This window comes from Pseudomonas sp. FSL L8-0168, assembly GCF_037976155.1.
In the GTDB taxonomy this organism is placed as follows: Bacteria; Pseudomonadota; Gammaproteobacteria; order Pseudomonadales; family Pseudomonadaceae; genus Aquipseudomonas; species Aquipseudomonas paracarnis.
Map to the genome: position 1 here is coordinate 5,340,475 of NZ_CP150262.1, position 19,484 is coordinate 5,359,958.

The following is a 19,484-nucleotide window of genomic DNA, read 5'->3' on the forward strand; positions in this document are numbered from 1 at the left end:
GTGGATAACTCGGTTACTTGCCAATGCAAAAGCTGGAGAAAATCCGTCCCAGCAAATCATCCGAACTGAAAGCGCCGGTGATTTCACCCAGCAGCTGCTGCGCCTGACGCAGATCTTCAGCCAGCAGCTCCCCAGCCCCCGCCAAGGTCAGCTGGGCCCGCCCGTGCTCCAGGGCCGCGCTGGCATGACGCAACGCTTCCAGGTGCCTGCGCCGCGCACTGAAGCTGCTTTCCGACGTCTGTTCGTAGCCCATGCAGGCTTTAAGGTGTTCGCGCAGCAATTCCAGACCCTCACCGGCCGATTTCGCGCTCAAGCTGATCGTGACGTGGCCATCTTCACTGGTTTCCAGGGTGATGGCGTCACCCGTAAGGTCGGCCTTGTTACGGATCAAGGTGACTTTGGCCGGGTCTGGCCGTTGTTCAAGGAATTCGGGCCACAAGGCAAAAGGATCCACAGCTTCCGGTGCAGTGGCATCCACCACCAGCAACACCCGATCGGCTTCGCTGATCGCCTTGAGCGCACGTTCCACGCCGATCTTTTCCACCTGGTCGTCGGTGTCGCGCAGACCAGCGGTGTCGACCACGTGCAGCGGCATACCGTCGATGTGGATATGCTCGCGCAAGATATCCCGTGTAGTGCCGGCGATCTCGGTGACGATGGCCGCCTCGCGCCCTGCAAGAGCATTGAGCAGGCTGGATTTGCCGGCATTGGGCCGGCCGGCAATTACCACCGTCATACCATCGCGCAGTAAGGCGCCCTGCCCGGCTTCACGCAGCACTGTGGATAACTCATCGCGGACTTTGTCCAGCATCGCCAATACATGGCCATCCGCCAGAAAGTCGATTTCTTCTTCCGGAAAATCAATCGCGGCTTCGACGTAGATGCGCAGACTGATCAACTGCTCGGTCAAATTATGCACACGCAGGGAAAAAGCCCCCTGCAATGAGCGCAACGCGTTACGTGCAGCCTGTGCAGAACTGGCTTCGATCAAATCAGCGATAGCTTCGGCCTGGGCCAGGTCGAGCTTATCGTTCAAGAATGCGCGTTCGCTGAATTCCCCGGGTCTGGCCAGGCGGCAACCCAATTGCAAGCAGCGCTGCAGCAGCATGTCCAACACCACAGGACCACCGTGCCCTTGTAGTTCAAGGACATCTTCACCGGTGAACGAGTTTGGCCCTGGAAAATAGATGGCCAGCCCCTCGTCCAATACGCTGTGGTCGGCATCCAGGAACTGGCCGTAATGGGCATAACGGGGTTTCAGCTCCCGGCCGCTGATAGCCTTGGCTGCCACGCCCGCCAATGGCCCGGAAATTCGAACGATGCCGACACCGCCCCGACCTTGAGCGGTAGCGACAGCAGCGATGGTTTCACGAGGAGCGCTCATCAGCAGGTTCCAGAACAAAAGTGACGGAAAGCAAAACGCCCCACTAGGGGGCGTCTTGAGTGGTTATCCACAGAGTAAATTACGCCTCGGCTTTTTTGGTAGCCGCTTCGATTTTACGTGTGATGTACCACTGTTGAGAGATCGACAACACGTTGTTGACCACCCAGTACAGTACCAAGCCAGCAGGGAACCACAGGAAGAAGAAGGTGAAGATGATTGGCATCATTTTCATTACCTTGGCCTGCATCGGATCCGGCGGGGTTGGGTTCAGACGCTGCTGGATAAACATGGTAGCGCCCATGATGATCGGTAGGATAAAGAACGGGTCTTTGATCGACAGGTCAGTTATCCACAGCATGAACGGCGCCTGGCGCATTTCAACGCTTTCCAGCAATACCCAGTAAAGCGACAGGAACACCGGCATCTGTACCAGAATCGGCAAGCATCCACCCAGCGGGTTGATCTTCTCTTTCTTGTACAGCTCCATCATGGCTTGCGACATTTTCTGCCGGTCATCACCATGTTGTTCTTTCAGCGCGGCCAGTTTCGGGGCCACGGCACGCATACGCGCCATCGATTTGTAGCTGGCTGCCGACAGAGGGAAGAAAAGCCCTTTGATCAGCATGGTCAGGAAGATGATCGACCAGCCCCAGTTACCGACGATGCTGTGGATATGCTGCAACAGCCAGAAGATCGGCTGGGCAATGAACCACAGGAAGCCGTAGTCCACAGTCAATTCCAGGCCTGGGGACAACTCTTTCAGTACCGCCTGGCTTTTAGGGCCGGCGTACAGGGTAGCGCTGGTTTCAGCCTTGGCACCTGGAGCGACGGTCAACGCCGGGCCAGTGAAGCCAATGATGTAGTTGCCCTGGCTGTCCTTGCGGGTCTGAACCAGGTTCGCGTCACCCTTGTTAGGAATCCAGGCGGTCACGAAATAGTGCTGCAGCCACGCTACCCAGCCACCTTGGACGGTTTCTTTCAGCGAGCCCTTGTCGATATCTTTCATCGACACTTTTTTGTACGGCTCGTTACTTGTCCACAGGGCGGCGCCCAGGTAAGTGGCGGTACCGGTGGCGGTGCTGGAAGACGGATCGGAGCTGGCGTCACGCTTGAGCTGGGCAAACAGGTTGCCGCTCCAGGCTTTGTCGCTGGTGTTGTCGATCAGGTAAGTGACCTTCAAATCGTACAAACCGCGGGTAAAGCTGAAACGCTTGATGTAGTTGACACCGTCGAGGCTGAATTTCAGGTCGACGTTCAACTGGTTCTGGCCGTCTGCCAGTTGATAAGTCTTCTGCTCGGTCGAATAAACCGGACGACCGGTAGCACGTGCATCCGGACCATTGGTGCCGGTCAGGCCGCTTTGCGCCAGATAGGTACGTTCACCGCCGTTATCGAACAGTTGGAACGGCACATCCGGATGGTCTTGGCGACGTGGATAAAGCGGCAGCTTCAGCTGTGCGATATCACCACCTTGTGGGTCGATAGCCAGGTCGAGCACATCCGTTTTTACGTGGATGAGGTCTTTGTTGGTGACCACTGGCGTTTCTAACGGGGCACTTGTCTCGCCATTCGCGCTGGGAACATCGGCACTCGCGGACGCATTGTTACCCAGCGGGGTGTCCGGAATAGCCGGCGCAGCCTGATTGGTAGCAACATTCTGAGTCGGCAGGGCAGCCTGACCGTAGTCCTGGTTCCATTTAAGGACCATGACATAGGACACGATTGCCAGGGCGACGATCAGGATTGTGCGTTTAATATCCATGATTACTCGGCCATCGAAGAAGAACGGGAGGTAGGGATAGGTGGAACCGGGTCATAACCACCGGGATTCCACGGATGACAGCGACCTAAACGACGAAAGGTCAGCCAGCCACCGCGCAGAAGACCATGATTTTCTATGGCCTCTAACGCGTAGCAGGAACAACTGGGGTAGAAACGACAGTGGCTGGCCATCAGAGGACTAATGGCATAGCGATAAAACTGGATCGGAACGATTGCCAGTTTACGCATCAAGGCTGTCTACCCCTACAGTTTCGGTGCTGACTGCTGGTGCTGGCTTGTGGGTACGCGCCAAACGTTTCCAGAGCTTGCCGAAATGCTGAATCAATTCGGGGTTTTCTACATCACCCAAGCCTTTGCGCGCGACGATAACAATATCCCAACCAACCAGAGTGTCCTGGTGGAGGCGAAACGATTCGCGCATCAGACGCTTGAGGCGATTGCGCTCAACGGAGAGCTTTACGCTCTTCTTGCCGATCACCAACCCGAGACGGGGGTGATCAAGATCGTTGTTACGCGCAAGGAGCAGGAGATTTTTCCCCGGAACCTTGCCGGTGGGGGAGTCAAAGACTGCCTTGAAATGCCGGGGGGTTAGCAGACGCTTTTCCCGACTGAAGTCCTGACTCACCACCAGTACCGGATTATCAAACTGCCAGACGCGCACGACCTTTGGCGCGGCGACGCGACAGGACAGCACGGCCGTTCTTGGTAGCCATGCGAGCACGGAAGCCGTGAGTACGGGCGCGTTTGATGGTGCTTGGTTGGAAAGTACGTTTCATGGCGTTGTTACCTGGTTCGTCCACAACGGGCCGGAATGGCCCCCGTTTTAAGAGACCGGCGATTCTAGAGAAAGCAAGCCTCTAGGTCAATTTCCAACCAGCTTTTCCTTTAATTAGATGTCGACGGGGTCCTGGCGCCCTTCTCCCCGTCTGACTTCCATCTGCCATGCGATAGATATAAAAATAAAGAAGGAAGTTATTTAAAGCTTTTCTGTAAAGCTTATAAAAGCTAGGGACGCGATCATCTGTGGATAACTGCCTTGAGCCCTTGTTCCACGTGTTGTACAGAGAATGACAACACGGGGGAGAAGCGGTGCTCTGCCTGTGCTGCGCTATCGGATAAGCTGTGTGTGGAACAGCCACTTATCCACAGGTCGGTTACCCACAGACTTTCGACCCCACTTGTACAACGAGCTTAGGTGGGCTTATCCACAGAGCTTATACACAGACCACTGGTCGCATTTTTTGCGGTTAAGGCGTTGATTTTGGGTGGCCTGTGAACAACCTACATGTGGATAAGTGGACGGCTGGCCGCTACAATGGCGGCTGTTTTTGCCTCACCGGCTTTCAACTTAGGGGATATCCGTGTCAGTGGAACTTTGGCAGCAGTGCGTGGAGCTTTTGCGCGATGAGCTGCCTGCCCAGCAATTCAACACCTGGATCCGTCCGCTACAGGTCGAAGCCGAAGGCGACGAGTTGCGTGTCTATGCGCCCAATCGTTTTGTCCTCGACTGGGTCAACGAGAAGTACCTGGGCCGCGTTCTCGAATTGCTCGACGAACATGGCAACGGCCTGGCGCCTGCTCTCTCCTTATTAATAGGCAGCAAGCGCAGCTCAGCTCCTCGCGCCGCGCCGAATGCGCCATTGGCCGCCGCCGCGTCGCAAGCCCAAGCTGCAGTGGCGCCTGTCGCCGCAGCACCTGCACCGACAGCTGCGCCGTCCAAGCCGTCGTCGCGCAAAAATAATGCGCCAGAGAATGAAGAGCCGTCCCGCGACAGCTTCGACCCGATGGCCGGTGCCAGCTCTCAACAGGCGCCCGTGCGCTCCGAGCAACGTACTGTGCAGGTAGAAGGCGCGCTCAAGCACACCAGTTACCTGAACCGCACGTTTACCTTCGAGAACTTTGTCGAAGGCAAGTCCAACCAGCTGGCCCGAGCGGCCGCCTGGCAGGTCGCCGATAACCCCAAGCATGGTTACAACCCGCTCTTCCTTTATGGCGGCGTGGGCTTGGGTAAGACGCACTTGATGCACGCCGTCGGTAACCACCTATTAAAGAAGAACCCGAATGCCAAGGTGGTTTACCTGCATTCGGAGCGCTTCGTGGCCGACATGGTCAAGGCCTTGCAGCTCAACGCCATCAACGAGTTCAAGCGTTTCTACCGCTCCGTTGATGCCTTGTTGATCGATGACATTCAGTTCTTTGCCCGCAAGGAACGTTCCCAAGAGGAGTTCTTCCACACCTTCAACGCCCTGCTCGAAGGTGGCCAGCAGGTCATCTTGACCAGTGACCGTTACCCGAAGGAAATCGAAGGCCTGGAAGAACGTCTGAAGTCGCGTTTCGGCTGGGGCCTGACGGTTGCCGTGGAGCCACCGGAGCTGGAAACCCGCGTTGCGATCCTGATGAAGAAGGCCGACCAGGCTAAAGTCGATCTGCCTCACGATGCTGCGTTCTTCATCGCCCAACGCATCCGTTCCAACGTGCGTGAGCTGGAAGGCGCGCTCAAGCGGGTCATCGCCCACTCCCACTTCATGGGTCGCGATATCACCATCGAGCTGATTCGCGAGTCCTTGAAAGACTTGTTGGCCTTGCAGGACAAGCTGGTGAGTGTGGATAACATCCAGCGCACCGTGGCCGAGTACTACAAGATCAAGATTTCCGACCTGCTGTCCAAGCGCCGTTCGCGCTCGGTGGCACGTCCACGCCAGGTTGCCATGGCCCTCTCCAAGGAGTTGACCAACCACAGCCTGCCGGAAATCGGTGATGTGTTTGGCGGACGCGACCACACCACGGTCTTGCACGCATGCCGCAAGATCAATGAACTTAAGGAATCCGACGCGGATATTCGCGAGGACTACAAGAACCTGCTGCGTACACTGACTACGTGATGACACCAGCGCAGCTTATTAAGGCAAGGGACTAGACCATGCATTTCACCATTCAACGCGAAGCCCTGTTGAAACCTCTGCAACTGGTCGCAGGCGTCGTCGAGCGCCGACAGACCTTGCCGGTGCTTTCCAACGTATTACTGGTGGTCGAGGGGCAACAGTTGTCCTTGACCGGTACCGACCTGGAAGTCGAACTGGTGGGTCGTGTCCAGCTCGAAGAGCCTGCCGAACCCGGCGAGATCACGGTGCCGGCGCGCAAGCTGATGGATATCTGCAAAAGCCTGCCTAACGATGCGCTGATCGACATCAAGGTGGATGAGCAGAAGTTGGTGGTCAAGGCAGGCCGTAGCCGTTTCACCCTGTCGACCTTGCCGGCCAATGACTTTCCAACCGTAGAAGAAGGCCCTGGCTCGCTGACGTGCAGCCTGGAGCAAAGCAAGCTGCGTCGTTTGATCGAGCGCACCAGCTTCGCAATGGCCCAGCAGGACGTGCGTTACTACCTCAACGGTATGCTGCTGGAAGTCTCGGAAGGCATCATCCGTGCTGTAGCCACCGACGGTCACCGCCTGGCGATGTGCTCGATGCGTGCCGATATCGGTCAGCCGGATCGTCACCAGGTAATCGTTCCACGCAAAGGTATCCTTGAACTGGCGCGCTTGCTCACCGAGCCGGACGGCAATGTCAGCATCGTGTTGGGCCAGCACCACATTCGCGCGACCACCGGTGAGTTCACCTTCACCTCCAAGTTGGTAGACGGTAAGTTCCCGGACTACGAGCGTGTGTTGCCTAAAGGTGGCGACAAGCTGGTGGTCGGTGATCGTCAGGCTCTGCGTGAAGCCTTTAGCCGTACTGCGATTCTGTCCAACGAAAAGTACCGTGGTATTCGTCTGCAGCTGGCCAACGGTCAGCTGAAAATCCAGGCCAACAACCCGGAACAGGAAGAGGCGGAAGAAGAAGTGGGTGTCGACTACAACGGCGCATCGCTGGAAATCGGCTTTAACGTGAGCTACCTGTTGGACGTGCTGGGTGTTATGACTACCGAACAGGTTCGTCTGATCCTGTCGGACTCCAACAGCAGCGCCCTGGTGCAAGAATCCGACAACGACGACTCGGCTTACGTTGTCATGCCGATGCGCCTGTAATCATGCTCAGCAGAAGCTAGATGTCCCTCAGTCGCGTCTCGGTCACCGCGGTGCGCAATCTGCACCCGGTGACCTTCTCCCCTTCTCCCCGCATCAATATCCTCCATGGCGCCAACGGCAGTGGCAAAACCAGTGTGCTGGAAGCCATCCATCTGCTGGGGCTTGCGCGTTCCTTCCGCAGTGCCCGTTTGTTACCCGTGATTCAGTACGAACAATTGGCGTGTACCGTATTTGGCCAAGTGGAACTGGCTGAGGGCGGTCATAGCAGCCTGGGGATATCGCGTGATCGTGGTGGGGAATTTCAGATCCGAATCGACGGGCAAAATGCGCGCAGCGCAGCGCAACTGGCAGAGATCCTGCCGTTGCAACTGATCAACCCCGACAGCTTTCGATTGCTGGAAGGTGCCCCGAAAATCCGTCGGCAATTCCTCGACTGGGGCGTGTTCCACGTGGAACCCCGCTTCATGGCCACTTGGCAGCGGCTGCAGAAGGCCCTGCGGCAGCGGAACTCATGGCTGCGGCATGGTACACTTGACGCCGCTTCGCAAGCAGCCTGGGACCGTGAACTGTGCCTGGCCAGCGACGAAATAGATGAATACCGCCGCGCCTATATCAAAGCCTTGAAACCAGTCTTTGAGCAGACCTTGAGCGAGTTGTTGGACCTCGAGGGCCTGACGCTGAGTTATTACCGGGGTTGGGACAAAGAACGTGAGCTGAGTGCAGTGCTCGCAACGTCCTTGCAACGGGATCAGCAAATCGGACACACCCAGGCCGGCCCCCAGCGCGCTGATTTGCGCCTTAGATTAGGTGCACACAATGCTGCGGATATCTTGTCTCGCGGCCAGCAGAAGCTAGTGGTCTGTGCGTTGCGTATCGCGCAGGGCCATTTGGTTAGCCAGGCTCGACGCGGTCAGTGTATTTATTTGGTGGATGACTTGCCGTCAGAACTCGACGAGCAGCACCGCCGCTCGCTATGCCGCTTGTTGGAAGACTTACGCTGCCAGGTGTTTATCACCTGTGTAGACCACGAATTATTGAGGGAAGGCTGGCAGACGGAAACGCCAGTCGCTTTGTTCCACGTGGAACAAGGCCGTATCACCCAGACCCACGACCATCGGGAGTGAAGGCATGAGCGAAGAAAACACGTACGACTCGACCAGCATTAAAGTGCTGAAAGGTTTGGATGCCGTACGCAAACGTCCCGGTATGTACATTGGCGACACCGATGATGGTAGCGGTCTGCACCACATGGTGTTCGAGGTGGTCGATAACTCCATCGACGAAGCTCTGGCCGGTCACTGCGACGACATCAGCATTATCATCCACCCGGATGAATCCATCACCGTGCGTGACAACGGTCGTGGCATCCCGGTAGACGTGCACAAAGAAGAAGGCGTTTCGGCGGCAGAGGTCATCATGACCGTGCTCCACGCTGGCGGTAAGTTCGACGACAACTCCTATAAAGTATCCGGTGGTTTACACGGTGTAGGTGTGTCGGTAGTGAACGCCCTGTCCGAAGAACTGATCCTCACTGTCCGCCGTAGCGGCAAGATTTGGGAGCAGACCTACGTCCACGGCGTACCACAGGAGCCGATGAAAATCGTCGGTGACAGTGAAACCACCGGTACCCAGATCCACTTCAAGCCATCGGAAGAAACCTTCAAAAACATCCACTTCAGCTGGGACATCCTGGCCAAGCGGATTCGCGAACTGTCTTTCCTTAACTCCGGTGTCGGCATCGTCCTCAAGGATGAGCGCAGCGGCAAGGAAGAGCTGTTCAAGTATGAAGGTGGCCTGCGAGCGTTCGTTGAATACCTGAACACCAACAAGACCGCGGTCAACCAAGTGTTCCACTTCAACATCCAGCGTGAAGATGGCATCGGCGTGGAAATCGCCCTGCAGTGGAACGACAGCTTCAACGAGAACCTGTTGTGCTTCACCAACAACATTCCACAACGCGATGGCGGTACTCACCTGGTGGGTTTCCGTTCTGCGCTGACGCGTAACCTGAACACCTACATCGAAGCGGAAGGCTTGGCGAAGAAACATAAAGTCGCCACCACCGGTGACGATGCCCGTGAAGGCCTGACGGCGATCATCTCGGTCAAGGTACCGGATCCGAAGTTCAGCTCCCAGACCAAAGACAAGCTGGTGTCTTCCGAAGTGAAGACTGCGGTTGAACAGGAAATGGGTAAGTACTTCTCCGACTTCCTGTTGGAAAACCCGAACGAAGCCAAGCTGGTCGTCGGCAAGATGATCGATGCTGCACGCGCCCGTGAAGCCGCGCGAAAAGCCCGTGAAATGACCCGCCGCAAAGGCGCGCTGGATATCGCCGGCTTGCCAGGCAAACTGGCTGACTGCCAGGAGAAGGACCCTGCCCTCTCCGAACTGTACCTGGTGGAAGGTGACTCTGCTGGCGGTTCCGCCAAGCAGGGTCGTAACCGTCGCACCCAGGCCATCCTGCCGTTGAAGGGTAAGATCCTTAACGTTGAGAAGGCCCGCTTCGACAAGATGATTTCCTCCCAGGAAGTCGGCACCTTGATCACGGCGTTGGGCTGCGGTATTGGCCGCGATGAGTACAATATCGACAAGCTGCGCTACCACAACATCATCATCATGACCGATGCTGACGTCGACGGTTCGCACATCCGCACCCTGCTGCTGACCTTCTTCTTCCGTCAGTTGCCGGAGCTGATCGAGCGTGGCTACATCTACATCGCCCAGCCGCCGTTGTACAAAGTGAAAAAGGGCAAGCAAGAGCAATACATCAAAGACGACGACGCCATGGAAGAGTACATGACGCAGTCGGCCCTGGAAGATGCCAGCCTGCACTTGAATGACGAAGCGCCGGGTATCTCCGGTGAGTCGCTGGAGCGACTGGTCAACGACTTCCGTATGGTCATGAAGACACTCAAGCGTTTGTCGCGCCTGTACCCTCAGGAGCTGACCGAGCACTTTATCTACCTGCCGGCCGTGAGCCTGGAGCAGTTGGGCGATCACGCCGCCATGCAGGATTGGCTGGCCCAATACGAAGTGCGCCTGCGTACTGTGGAGAAGTCTGGCCTGGTGTACAAAGCCAGCCTACGTGAGGACCGTGAACGTAACGTATGGCTGCCAGAGGTCGAACTGATCTCCCACGGCCTGTCCAATTACGTCACCTTCAACCGCGACTTCTTCGGTAGCAACGACTACAAGACCGTGGTTACCCTCGGCGCGCAATTGAGCACCCTGCTGGACGACGGTGCTTACATTCAGCGTGGCGAACGCAAGAAGCAGGTCAAGGAGTTCAAGGAAGCCTTGGACTGGTTGATGGCGGAAAGCACCAAGCGTCATACCATCCAGCGCTATAAAGGTCTGGGCGAGATGAACCCGGATCAGCTGTGGGAAACCACCATGGACCCTGCTCAACGTCGCATGCTGCGCGTGACCATCGAAGACGCCATTGGCGCCGACCAGATCTTCAACACCCTGATGGGTGATGCGGTCGAGCCTCGTCGTGACTTCATCGAGAGCAATGCTTTGGCGGTGTCTAACCTGGACTTCTGATCAGGAACATCTGCTAAAAACAAAAGGCCAACGCTTAGCGTTGGCCTTTTTTGTTGGTTCGTAGTCGCGCATTTTTTAAATGCTCCACGTGGAACATCAGGCTATTTAACTTTCCACAGCGGGTGTCACACTCTCCAACCGATACCCGTACCCATAGATCGTCAACAGCTGCCAACCGCGATCCGCGGTCAGCCCTAGCTTGTTGCGCAGGCGGTAGATATGCGTGTCCAACGGCCGCGACGACACCATTTCTTCGTGGCTCCAGAACCGCTCATAGAGATACTCGCGAGACAACGGCCGGGCCAGGTTGGCAAATAGACAACTTGCCAAACGGTATTCCCGTTCTGTCAGGTTAATGGGCTTGCCCGCTCGGGTGACGGTCAGTTCGGCATCGTCGAACGTCAGATCGTTAAAGCTCTGCACTTCCTGGGTAGCCGACTTTTGCAAACCGTGGCGCCGCAGCACGGCGCTGACTCGGGCTTTGAGTTCGTTGGGCCGAAACGGCTTGCTGACATAGTCGTCCGCCCCGCTGTTCAACGCCGTCACGATATCGCTTTCGGCATCGCGACTGGTGAGCATGATAACGGCGGGAGGCGACTCCATGTGCTCGCGGGTCCAGCGCAATAACGCGATCCCGGAGATATCCGGCAGTTGCCAGTCGAGGATCAGCAGGTCAAAGGTTTCCCGACGTAGCTGGCGTAGCAGGTCTTCGCCACGTTCAAAAAAATGCAGGGACCAGGGCTGTTCAGCCGGACCGGGAATCTGTCGCAGTGTCTGTTCCACCCGTCGCAACTCTGCGGGTTCGTCATCCAGTATTGCGACACGCATGGGCGGGGTCCTTCCTACAAAAATACGAGAGCTTGAATGGGGGGCACATGCTGTACAAATGCCGACCTATGAATCTGAATAATTATGGACGGATTCTACAGTGCCTGGATCTCTCGATACGCTGAAAGCGCCGTAAACTCAATCCACTACGATCCTCAAAGAAGATACCGGCTCCTGTCGTTCCGGAAAAGGGTCGGTGTGATCGCCTCGCCGGGGCGTTATGCCCGCTCCAATGTGCGGTATCGTTCATTGCGCGGTCGTGGGAAGTCCTCCAATGAGACCGAAATAAGCTTCACTGGTTTCAGAACACCGCATGCACTTCATCGCAACCCCATGGAGAGGGATCCTGGGCTTATGACATCTTTACTTAACGACCATCAATGCCTTGGCCCCCTCATGGCGCTAGCCCTGTGAAGCTCTGGCGCAAAACCGAGAAACGCCAACCTACCCAGGCCCAGCTTTTGTTCCATGGGTTGGTTCGTGAATGGCTGCTGATCGGTTTGGTACTCCTGCCCTTTACGGCCTACTTATCCTTGAGCGCTGGCTTAGCGCTCAATAATCCGCTCTATGACAGCCTGCGCCGCCTCACGCCCTTGCCGGTAGATCCACGCATCGTCCTGGTGACCATCGACGCACCCAGCCTGGAAGCACTTGGCCCATGGCCTTGGCCGCGCAGCGTACATGCCGAGCTGATTGAACGCGTGAACGCCGCACAGCCGGCGGGCATTTTGTTGGATGTGATCTTCAGTGAGACCGACCACAGTAATGACGACCAGCGCCTGGCCGATGCCGTATGCAAAGCCGGCAATGTATTGCTGCCCATCGCCGGAGACAGCAGCGTCAGCCCCAAGGCTCCCATAGCGCCGTTGTCGCCACTGCTCAAGTGCGCCAAGGGTGTCGGTCACATCAACGTCGAAGCGGACAACGACGGTGTGGTGCGCAGCGTGTATCTACGTGAAGGCCCGCCGGGGAGCACGCTTCCTCAGTTGGCGTGGCTGGCGTTCGCCATGAGCGAGCATGCCGAGACGATGCCGGGCCTGCCACAAGAGCCTACTGGAGGGCACTGGCATCAGGAACATGAGATTCGTGTGCCGTTCACTTCGGAACCAGACCATTTTCCCAGTCTGTCCTACGTCAGCGTACTACGCGGCGAGGTAGCTCCCGAGTCGCTGCGGGGTCGCCTGGTTCTGATCGGCGCCTCAGCCTATGGCATGGCCGATCGTTTCGTGACGCCGCTCTCTTCCACCGTGGGCACCACTGCGGGGGTTGAGATCCAGGCTGAAGTACTGAATGGTTTATTGCAGGGTCGCAGCATCGTCGATCTGCCCGGCTGGTTCGCGGCGTTGCTGGCAACGTCCCTGGTGGCCCTGCTGCTGGGCCTTCTGCTTGTGCGCCCCCGTTACGCCCTGTGGATGACCTTGGCGTGCATGGCCGTGGCTTTGCTGGGCTCATGGGGCTTATTGCGCCTGGGCCACTGGTGGAGCCCCGCAGCATGCCTGATCGGTTTGTTGCTGAGTTACCTGATCTGGAATTGGCGACGTCTGAGCGTAATTCTCGCCTACTTTGGCTGGGAACTGGCACGTCTGGATAACGAACCCAAGGTGCTTCCGGAACGTCGTCGCGCGCCCGCCAGTAAGGGCGATGTGCTGCAAGGGCGGATCTTTGCCCTTGAACAAGCCGTCAGTCGTACACGCGATACGCGGCGCTTTATGGCTGATGGGCTGGAGTGCCTGCCGGTAGCAACGCTGATCACCGACCCTCAGGGCAGCATCCTGTTGGCCAACCGCGTGGCCCGTGAAGTATTCGGCAATGACCTGGTCGGCGAAAACCTCGTCGAACAGCTCGCCGATCTAGGCTATCCCCCGCTGCACAATGGTGTACGCCCTGCCCTATCGGCACTGGAACTGGTCGAGTTTCGCGATATCCACCAACGCAGTTTGCGCATGGAGCTAGCCCCTTTGCTGCCTGCCGAAGGGGATTTCGCCCTCGGCTGGTTGTTGAGCCTCACGGACCTGAGCAAGGAGCGTGAAGCCCAGCAGCACCGCGAGACGATGCTGCGTTTCCTTTCCCACGACCTGCGTGCACCGCACTCAGCGATCCTTGCCCTGTTGGACGTGCACAACGGGGAGTCCCCGGTGTTTACCCAGATCGAACAGCAGGTGCGGCGGGCCTTGAGCCTGACTGAATCCTTTGTGCAATTGGCCAAGGCTGAAGCGGACGGTTACCAGTTCCAGCCCACCCTGTTTGCCATGCTGGTGATGGACGCTTTTGATCAAGTGGCGGTGATTGCGCAGTTGAAGGGCATCCATTTGGTTCACGACCTGGATGAGGCGGACGAGGCCATGGTCTACGCCGACCAATCGCTGCTCACCCGGGCGTTGTTCAATGTGCTGGAGAACGCGATCAAATACTCCCCATCCGGTACCACCGTCAGGTTGAGGCATGGCAGTGCGCAAGGTTGGTTGGAATGCAGGATAAGCGACCAGGGACCGGGGATTGCGCCTGAGGATCTGCCGGAGTTGTTTAACCAATACCGACGTTTCGATTCGGCTCAAGGCAGTGAGGGGCTTGGACTGGGGCTGACCATGGTTAAAGCAGTGTTGGAGCGGCACGGTGGGCGCATCGTGTGTGAAAGTGAGCTGGGCAAGGGCTCGACGTTTATCCTGCTGCTGCCGTTATTGGAGGACTGAAAAAGCGGCTTTTCTGCTGTGCATAAAAAACCGGTCACAAGGACCGGTTTTTTTATGAAGAAAAAACTTATGCACGTTTTTCTGAATTTTATGAACTTCAGAAATATGTAAGTAAATCAGCTTGTTATGAAGCAAAAAAGCCAATTCGCCAACAAAGCGTACACAGGTTATCCACAGATGCTCAAACGGCCGGCGTCTCCACCACCACCGGTTCCGGAGGCAGGGAGCCCATGGCCCGTTGCTGCGCCTCATTCCACGCCGCAGCGCGGTCGTTCAGGGCGGCGATGGCACGTGGTCCTTCGCCTTCTGCGTACATCGGTTCGCCGATCACTACGGTGATAGTGCCTGGGCGTTTAGCCCAGCCAGTCTTGGGCCAGAACTTGCCGGCGTTATGCGCAATTGGCAGCACAGGCAGGTTGGCGTTGACCGCCAGGGCGGTACCACCCCGTGAGAACTTACCCACGGTGCCGTAGGGCACCCGCGTGCCCTCCGGGAAGATCAGCACCCAGACGCCGTCCTTGAGCAACTCATCGCCCTTCTTGGCGACATGCTTGAGCGCAGCCTTGGGGTTGTCCCGGTCGATGGCGATCGGACGCAACATGGCCATGGCCCAGCCGAAGAATGGCACATACAGCAACTCGCGCTTGAGCACCTGGCTCAACGGCGAGAAATACGCCGAGAGGAAGAACGTCTCCCAGGTGCTCTGATGGTTCGAGAGAATCACGCACGGTTGATCAGGAACGTTTTCAGCGCCCTTGACCTCGAAACGAATATTCAGGAACACCTTGCTCAGCCACAACGCGCAGCGGCACCAGTAGACGTTGATAAAGCGATAGCGCGCCTTGAAGGGCAGGAACGGTGCAATAAAAAAGCTCAGGGTGCACCAGAGAAACGAACTGGTGCCCAGCAGCAGGTAAAAGAAAAAGGTTCTGATGGCCTGCAAGATCGACATGGCGGCATTTACCGTTGCGGGACACGGCCCGCCTGCTAAAAGCGCACTCCCGAACAGTCCTTGGTCAGGAAGTCGAGGGCGGCTAGTTGTTGATAAGTTCTGCGGCAACGGCCGCCAGATCGTCAAAAATCAAGGTGCCTACCGGCAGGTTTTTAGCCTGGGTCTTTTCGCCTTTTCCGGTTTTAACCAAAACTGGCTGAGAGTCGACGGCTTTGGCCGCCTCCAGGTCACCGAGGCTGTCCCCGACGAACCATATCCCAGCCAAGGGCACCTTGTAATGTTCTGCAATAATTTTCAACATGCCAGGCTTGGGCTTGCGGCAATCGCAGCCTTCGTCCGGCCCGTGGGGGCAGTAGACCACCAACCCCACCTCGCCGCCCTGCTCGGCCACTAACGCGCGCAAACGCGCGTGCATGGCCTCCAGGGTCGCGATGTCGTAGTAACCGCGGGCGATGCCGGACTGGTTGGTGGCGATGGCCACCGTCCAGCCGGCTTTGCTCAACTGCGCGATGGCCTCGATCGAACCGGGCAGCGGGATCCACTCCTCCACCGACTTGATGTAAGCGTCGGAGTCGTAGTTGATCACCCCGTCCCGATCGAGAATCAGCAGTTTCAACATGATCAGCCCAGTACGGAGATGTCGGCGATATTGATGAACAAGCCACGCAGGCGCGCCAGCATGGCGTAGCGGTTTTTGCGCACGCCAGCATCATCGGCATTGATCATCACCGCTTCGAAGAACGCATCCACCGGCTCACGCAAGGACGCCAGGCGCGCCAACGCTTCAGCGTAGTTACGCTCAGCGATCAGCGGCTTCACGGCGTTCTCGGCCTTGGCGATGGCTGAGTTCAGCGAGAACTCCTTGGCATCGGCAAACAGGCCCGGGTCGACTTCGGCAGTGCCGAGGTTGTCGGCCTTGCTCAACAGGTTCGACACGCGCTTGTTCACGGCGGCCAGGGCATCGGCTTCCGGCAGCTTGCGGAACGCTTGCACGGCTTGTACACGCTGGTCGAAGTCCAGTGCCGAGCCCGGTTGCAGGGCACGTACCGACAGGTAGACGGAAACGTCCACGCCTTCGTCTTCATAACGCGCACGCAGGCGATCGAACACAAACTCGAGCACTTGCTCGGCCAGGCCGGCTTGCTTGACCTTGGTGCCGAACTGGCCGACGGCAAATACCACGGCCTGGGTCAGGTCGAGGTCCAGCTTTTTGTCGATCAGGATACGCAGCACGCCCAAGGCCGCACGGCGCAGGGCATACGGGTCTTTGCTGCCGGTGGGCAGCATGCCGATACCGAAGATACCCACGAGGGTGTCCAGCTTGTCGGCAATGGCCACGGCCGCACCGGTCAGGGTGCTCGGCAGTTCTGCACCGGCACCGCGCGGCATGTACTGCTCGTTCAGGGCCAGGGCGACATCATCCGGCTCGCCGTCGTTGAGGGCGTAGTAGTAACCGGCCACGCCTTGCATCTCTGGGAACTCGCCGACCATCTCGGTGGCCAGGTCGCACTTGGACAGCAAGCCAGCACGCGCTGCCCACGCGGCATCGCCGCCAATACGTGGGGCAATGTAGGCCGCCAGCTTGGAAACACGCACGGCCTTGTCGTAGACGCTGCCGAGTTTTTCCTGGAACACCACGTTTTGCAGGCGCAGGTTGAAGTCTTCCAGCTTCTGCTTCTTGTCTTGCTTGAAGAAGAACTCGGCGTCGGTCAGGCGCGGGCGCACGACTTTTTCGTTACCGGCGATGATCTGCTGTGGGTCTTTGCTTTCGATGTTGGCCACGGTGATAAAACGCGGCAACAACTTACCGTCCACGTCCAGCAGGCAGAAGTACTTCTGGTTGTCCTGCATGGTGGTGATCAAGGCTTCTTGCGGCACGTCGAGGAAACGCTCTTCGAACGAGCACACCAGCGGCACCGGCCATTCCACCAGGGCGGTCACTTCGTCGAGCAGGCTTGGCGGCACGATGGCGGTGCCTTCCTGCAGACGGGCCAGCTCTTCGGTGCGCTTGCTGATCAGCTCGCGACGCTCATTGGCGTCGGCCAGCACGTAAGCAGCGCGCAGGTCGTTGAGGTAGTTGGCCGGCGAAGTGATGCGCACGCTTTCTGGATGATGGAAGCGGTGACCACGGGAGTCACGACCGGCCTTCTGGGCGAGGATGGTGCAATCGATGACCTGGTCGCCGAGCAGCATCACCAGCCATTGGGTTGGGCGCACGAACTCTTCCTTGCGCGCACCCCAGCGCATGCGCTTGGGGATAGGCAGGTCGTTCAGGGAATCTTCAACGATGGTCGGCAACAGGCTGGCGGTTGGCTTGCCGGTGATGACCTGGCTGAAACGCAGTTTCGGGCCGCTCTGGTCGATCTCGCTCAGCTCCACGCCACACTTCTTGGCAAAGCCAAGGGCCGCCTGGGTCGGGTTGCCTTCGGCGTCGAAAGCCGCCTGGCGCGGTGGGCCGTCCAGGTTGATGCTGCGATCCGGCTGCTGGGTTTCCAGCGCGGTCAGCAGCACAGCCAGGCGGCGCGGCGCGGCGTAGACCTTCTTGGCTTGAAACTTCAGGCCAGCGGTCTGCAGGCCTTTTTCGATACCGGCCAGGAATGCATCGGCCAGGGTATTGAGGGCCTTGGGTGGCAGCTCTTCGGTGCCCAGTTCAACCAGGAAATCTTGAGCACTCATTGTGCAGCCTCCAGCTTAGCCAACACTTCATCACGCAAATCCGGGGTTGCCATCGGGAAGCCCAGCTTGGCGCGAGCCAGCAGGTAGGCTTGGGCGACGGAACGCGCCAGGGTGCGCACACGCAGGATGTATTGCTGGCGCGCAGTAACCGAAATGGCACGGCGGGCGTCCAGCAGGTTGAAGGTATGGGAGGCCTTCAACACCATTTCATAGCTTGGCAACGGCAGCGGCTGGTCGAGTTCGATCAGACGCTTGGCTTCGCTTTCATAGAAGTCGAACAGTTCGAACAGTTTGTCGACGTTGGCGTGTTCGAAGTTGTAGGTGGACTGCTCCACCTCGTTCTGGTGGAACACATCGCCGTAAGTCACCTTGCCGAACGGGCCGTCAGCCCATACCAGGTCGTAGACCGAGTCCACGCCTTGCAGGTACATGGCCAGGCGCTCAAGGCCGTAGGTGATTTCGCCGGTGACCGGGTAGCACTCGATGCCGCCGGCTTGCTGGAAGTAAGTGAACTGTGTCACTTCCATGCCATTGAGCCAGACTTCCCAGCCCAGGCCCCAGGCGCCCAGGGTTGGCGATTCCCAGTTGTCTTCGACGAAACGAATGTCGTGCACCAGTGGGTCCAGGCCGACATGTTTCAGCGAGCCCAGGTACAGCTCCTGGAAGTTGTCCGGGTTGGGCTTCAATACCACCTGGAACTGGTAGTAGTGCTGCAGACGGTTCGGGTTTTCGCCGTAGCGGCCGTCAGTCGGGCGGCGACTGGGCTGCACATAAGCGGCGTTCCAGGTTTCCGGGCCGATGGCCCGCAGGAATGTAGCGGTGTGGAAAGTGCCGGCGCCTACTTCCATATCGTAGGGCTGAAGTACCACACAACCTTGCTCGGCCCAGTATTGCTGGAGGGCGAGGATCAAGTCTTGGAAGGTACGCACGGCTGGCGTAGGCTGGCTCACGAAATTCACCTGTTACTTGGGCTGCGATTTAAAGAGCGGGAGTATACCCGATTCGGCCCCGCCACCACTCCCTGGAGCCTTATGCCACGCTGCTTTTGGTGTTCTGAAGATCCGCTGTACATGGCTTATCACGATCAAGAGTGGGGAACGCCGCTGCGCGATGCGCAGGGTTTGTTCGAGTTGCTTTTGCTCGAAGGGTTCCAGGCAGGCCTGTCCTGGATCACCGTTTTACGCAAACGCGAGCATTATCGAAAGGTGTTGTTCGGCTTTGACGCGCAGCGTCTGGCGCAATTGAGCGATGACGAAATCGAGGTGCTGATGCAGGACCCGGGTATCGTGCGCAATCGCTTGAAGCTCAACGCTACCCGGCGCAACGCCGCGGCCTGGCTGGCGCTGGAAGATCCCGTGGGGTTGCTGTGGTCGTTTGTCGGCGGCAAACCCAAGGTCAATCACTTCAAGGATCGCAGCGACGTCCCGGCGATCACGCCCGAAGCCCAAGCCATGAGCAAAGCCTTGAAAAAGGCCGGCTTCACCTTCGTCGGGCCGACCATCTGCTACGCCTTCATGCAGGCCTCGGGCATGGTCATGGACCACACCCAGGACTGCGACCGTTACGCGGACTTGGTCAACGCCGGTTAGAATGCCGGCTTTG

16 protein-coding genes are annotated in these 19,484 nt (G+C 57.9%); 6 read left to right on the forward strand and 10 right to left on the reverse strand.

The window, feature by feature from the left end; genetic code table 11:
• Positions 1-13: 13 nt before the first annotated feature.
• From mnmE to rpmH, 5 genes are all read right to left on the reverse strand, one after another.
• The gene (mnmE, locus tag MHH62_RS24615) at positions 14-1,384 is read right to left on the reverse strand and encodes a tRNA uridine-5-carboxymethylaminomethyl(34) synthesis GTPase MnmE (RefSeq protein ID WP_020302577.1); all 1,371 of its coding nucleotides are present in this window, start codon (positions 1,382-1,384) and stop codon (positions 14-16) included.
• A gap of 79 nt (positions 1,385-1,463) precedes the next feature.
• A complete protein-coding gene (gene yidC, locus MHH62_RS24620) occupies positions 1,464-3,146 on the reverse strand; it encodes a membrane protein insertase YidC (protein WP_014720596.1) in 1,683 nt (560 codons plus the stop codon).
• 2 nt (positions 3,147-3,148) lie between these two features.
• Positions 3,149-3,394 carry a membrane protein insertion efficiency factor YidD gene (yidD, locus tag MHH62_RS24625; protein WP_019816912.1) on the reverse strand — a complete coding sequence of 82 codons (246 nt, stop codon included), beginning with the start codon at positions 3,392-3,394 and terminating at the stop codon, positions 3,149-3,151.
• Positions 3,387-3,791 (reverse strand): ribonuclease P protein component, encoded by a 405-nt coding sequence (gene rnpA / locus MHH62_RS24630; RefSeq protein WP_003177079.1) that lies wholly within the window; start codon positions 3,789-3,791, stop codon positions 3,387-3,389. The genes yidD and rnpA overlap by 8 nt, the downstream gene beginning before the upstream one ends.
• A 16-nt stretch (positions 3,792-3,807) precedes the next feature.
• A complete protein-coding gene (rpmH, locus tag MHH62_RS24635; RefSeq protein WP_003213577.1) occupies positions 3,808-3,942 on the reverse strand; it encodes a 50S ribosomal protein L34 in 135 nt (44 codons plus the stop codon).
• Between the two features lie 585 nt (positions 3,943-4,527).
• Here rpmH and dnaA point away from each other — a divergent pair.
• From dnaA to gyrB, 4 genes are read left to right on the forward strand one after another with little or no spacing between them, the layout of a single operon-like run.
• The gene (dnaA, locus tag MHH62_RS24640) at positions 4,528-6,048 is read left to right on the forward strand and encodes a chromosomal replication initiator protein DnaA (protein ID WP_032901521.1); all 1,521 of its coding nucleotides are present in this window, start codon (positions 4,528-4,530) and stop codon (positions 6,046-6,048) included.
• A 38-nt stretch (positions 6,049-6,086) separates the two neighbouring features.
• Positions 6,087-7,190, forward strand: coding sequence for a DNA polymerase III subunit beta (dnaN, locus tag MHH62_RS24645; protein ID WP_003187250.1), 1,104 nt, complete (start codon positions 6,087-6,089; stop codon positions 7,188-7,190).
• A 20-nt stretch (positions 7,191-7,210) separates the two neighbouring features.
• Positions 7,211-8,314 carry a DNA replication/repair protein RecF gene (gene recF, locus MHH62_RS24650; protein ID WP_003187251.1) on the forward strand — a complete coding sequence of 368 codons (1,104 nt, stop codon included), beginning with the start codon at positions 7,211-7,213 and terminating at the stop codon, positions 8,312-8,314.
• A gap of 4 nt (positions 8,315-8,318) precedes the next feature.
• Complete coding sequence (gene gyrB, locus MHH62_RS24655; protein ID WP_003187253.1) at positions 8,319-10,736, forward strand: DNA topoisomerase (ATP-hydrolyzing) subunit B; 2,418 nt, start codon at positions 8,319-8,321, stop codon at positions 10,734-10,736.
• 105 nt (positions 10,737-10,841) lie between these two features.
• On the opposite strand, the gene MHH62_RS24660 is transcribed toward gyrB, so the two are convergent.
• On the reverse strand, positions 10,842-11,564 hold the full coding sequence (locus MHH62_RS24660) for a response regulator transcription factor (protein ID WP_014716281.1): 723 nt from the start codon (positions 11,562-11,564) through the stop codon (positions 10,842-10,844).
• A gap of 410 nt (positions 11,565-11,974) precedes the next feature.
• Here MHH62_RS24660 and MHH62_RS24665 point away from each other — a divergent pair, with 410 nt between their 5' ends.
• Positions 11,975-14,254: a CHASE2 domain-containing protein gene (locus MHH62_RS24665; RefSeq protein WP_020302120.1), complete on the forward strand. Its 2,280-nt coding sequence runs from the start codon at positions 11,975-11,977 to the stop codon at positions 14,252-14,254.
• A 181-nt stretch (positions 14,255-14,435) separates the two neighbouring features.
• On the opposite strand, the gene MHH62_RS24670 is transcribed toward MHH62_RS24665, so the two are convergent.
• The 4 genes from MHH62_RS24670 to glyQ all read right to left on the reverse strand — a co-directional run bounded on the left by MHH62_RS24670 (position 14,436) and on the right by glyQ (position 18,832).
• Positions 14,436-15,206, reverse strand: a complete 771-nt coding sequence (locus tag MHH62_RS24670; RefSeq protein ID WP_003187258.1) for a lysophospholipid acyltransferase family protein — start codon at positions 15,204-15,206, stop codon at positions 14,436-14,438.
• Between the two features lie 82 nt (positions 15,207-15,288).
• A complete protein-coding gene (gene gmhB / locus MHH62_RS24675) occupies positions 15,289-15,828 on the reverse strand; it encodes a D-glycero-beta-D-manno-heptose 1,7-bisphosphate 7-phosphatase (protein WP_173877514.1) in 540 nt (179 codons plus the stop codon).
• Positions 15,828-17,882, reverse strand: a complete 2,055-nt coding sequence (gene glyS / locus MHH62_RS24680) for a glycine--tRNA ligase subunit beta (RefSeq protein ID WP_014716283.1) — start codon at positions 17,880-17,882, stop codon at positions 15,828-15,830. Before glyS ends, gmhB begins: the two co-directional genes overlap by 1 nt.
• The gene (gene glyQ / locus MHH62_RS24685; RefSeq protein ID WP_003187265.1) at positions 17,879-18,832 is read right to left on the reverse strand and encodes a glycine--tRNA ligase subunit alpha; all 954 of its coding nucleotides are present in this window, start codon (positions 18,830-18,832) and stop codon (positions 17,879-17,881) included. The genes glyS and glyQ overlap by 4 nt, the downstream gene beginning before the upstream one ends.
• Positions 18,833-18,913: 81 nt before the next feature.
• Between glyQ and tag the strand changes: the two genes are divergently transcribed.
• Positions 18,914-19,471 (forward strand): DNA-3-methyladenine glycosylase I, encoded by a 558-nt coding sequence (gene tag, locus MHH62_RS24690; protein WP_014716284.1) that lies wholly within the window; start codon positions 18,914-18,916, stop codon positions 19,469-19,471.
• The last annotated feature ends 13 nt before the right edge of the window (positions 19,472-19,484 follow it).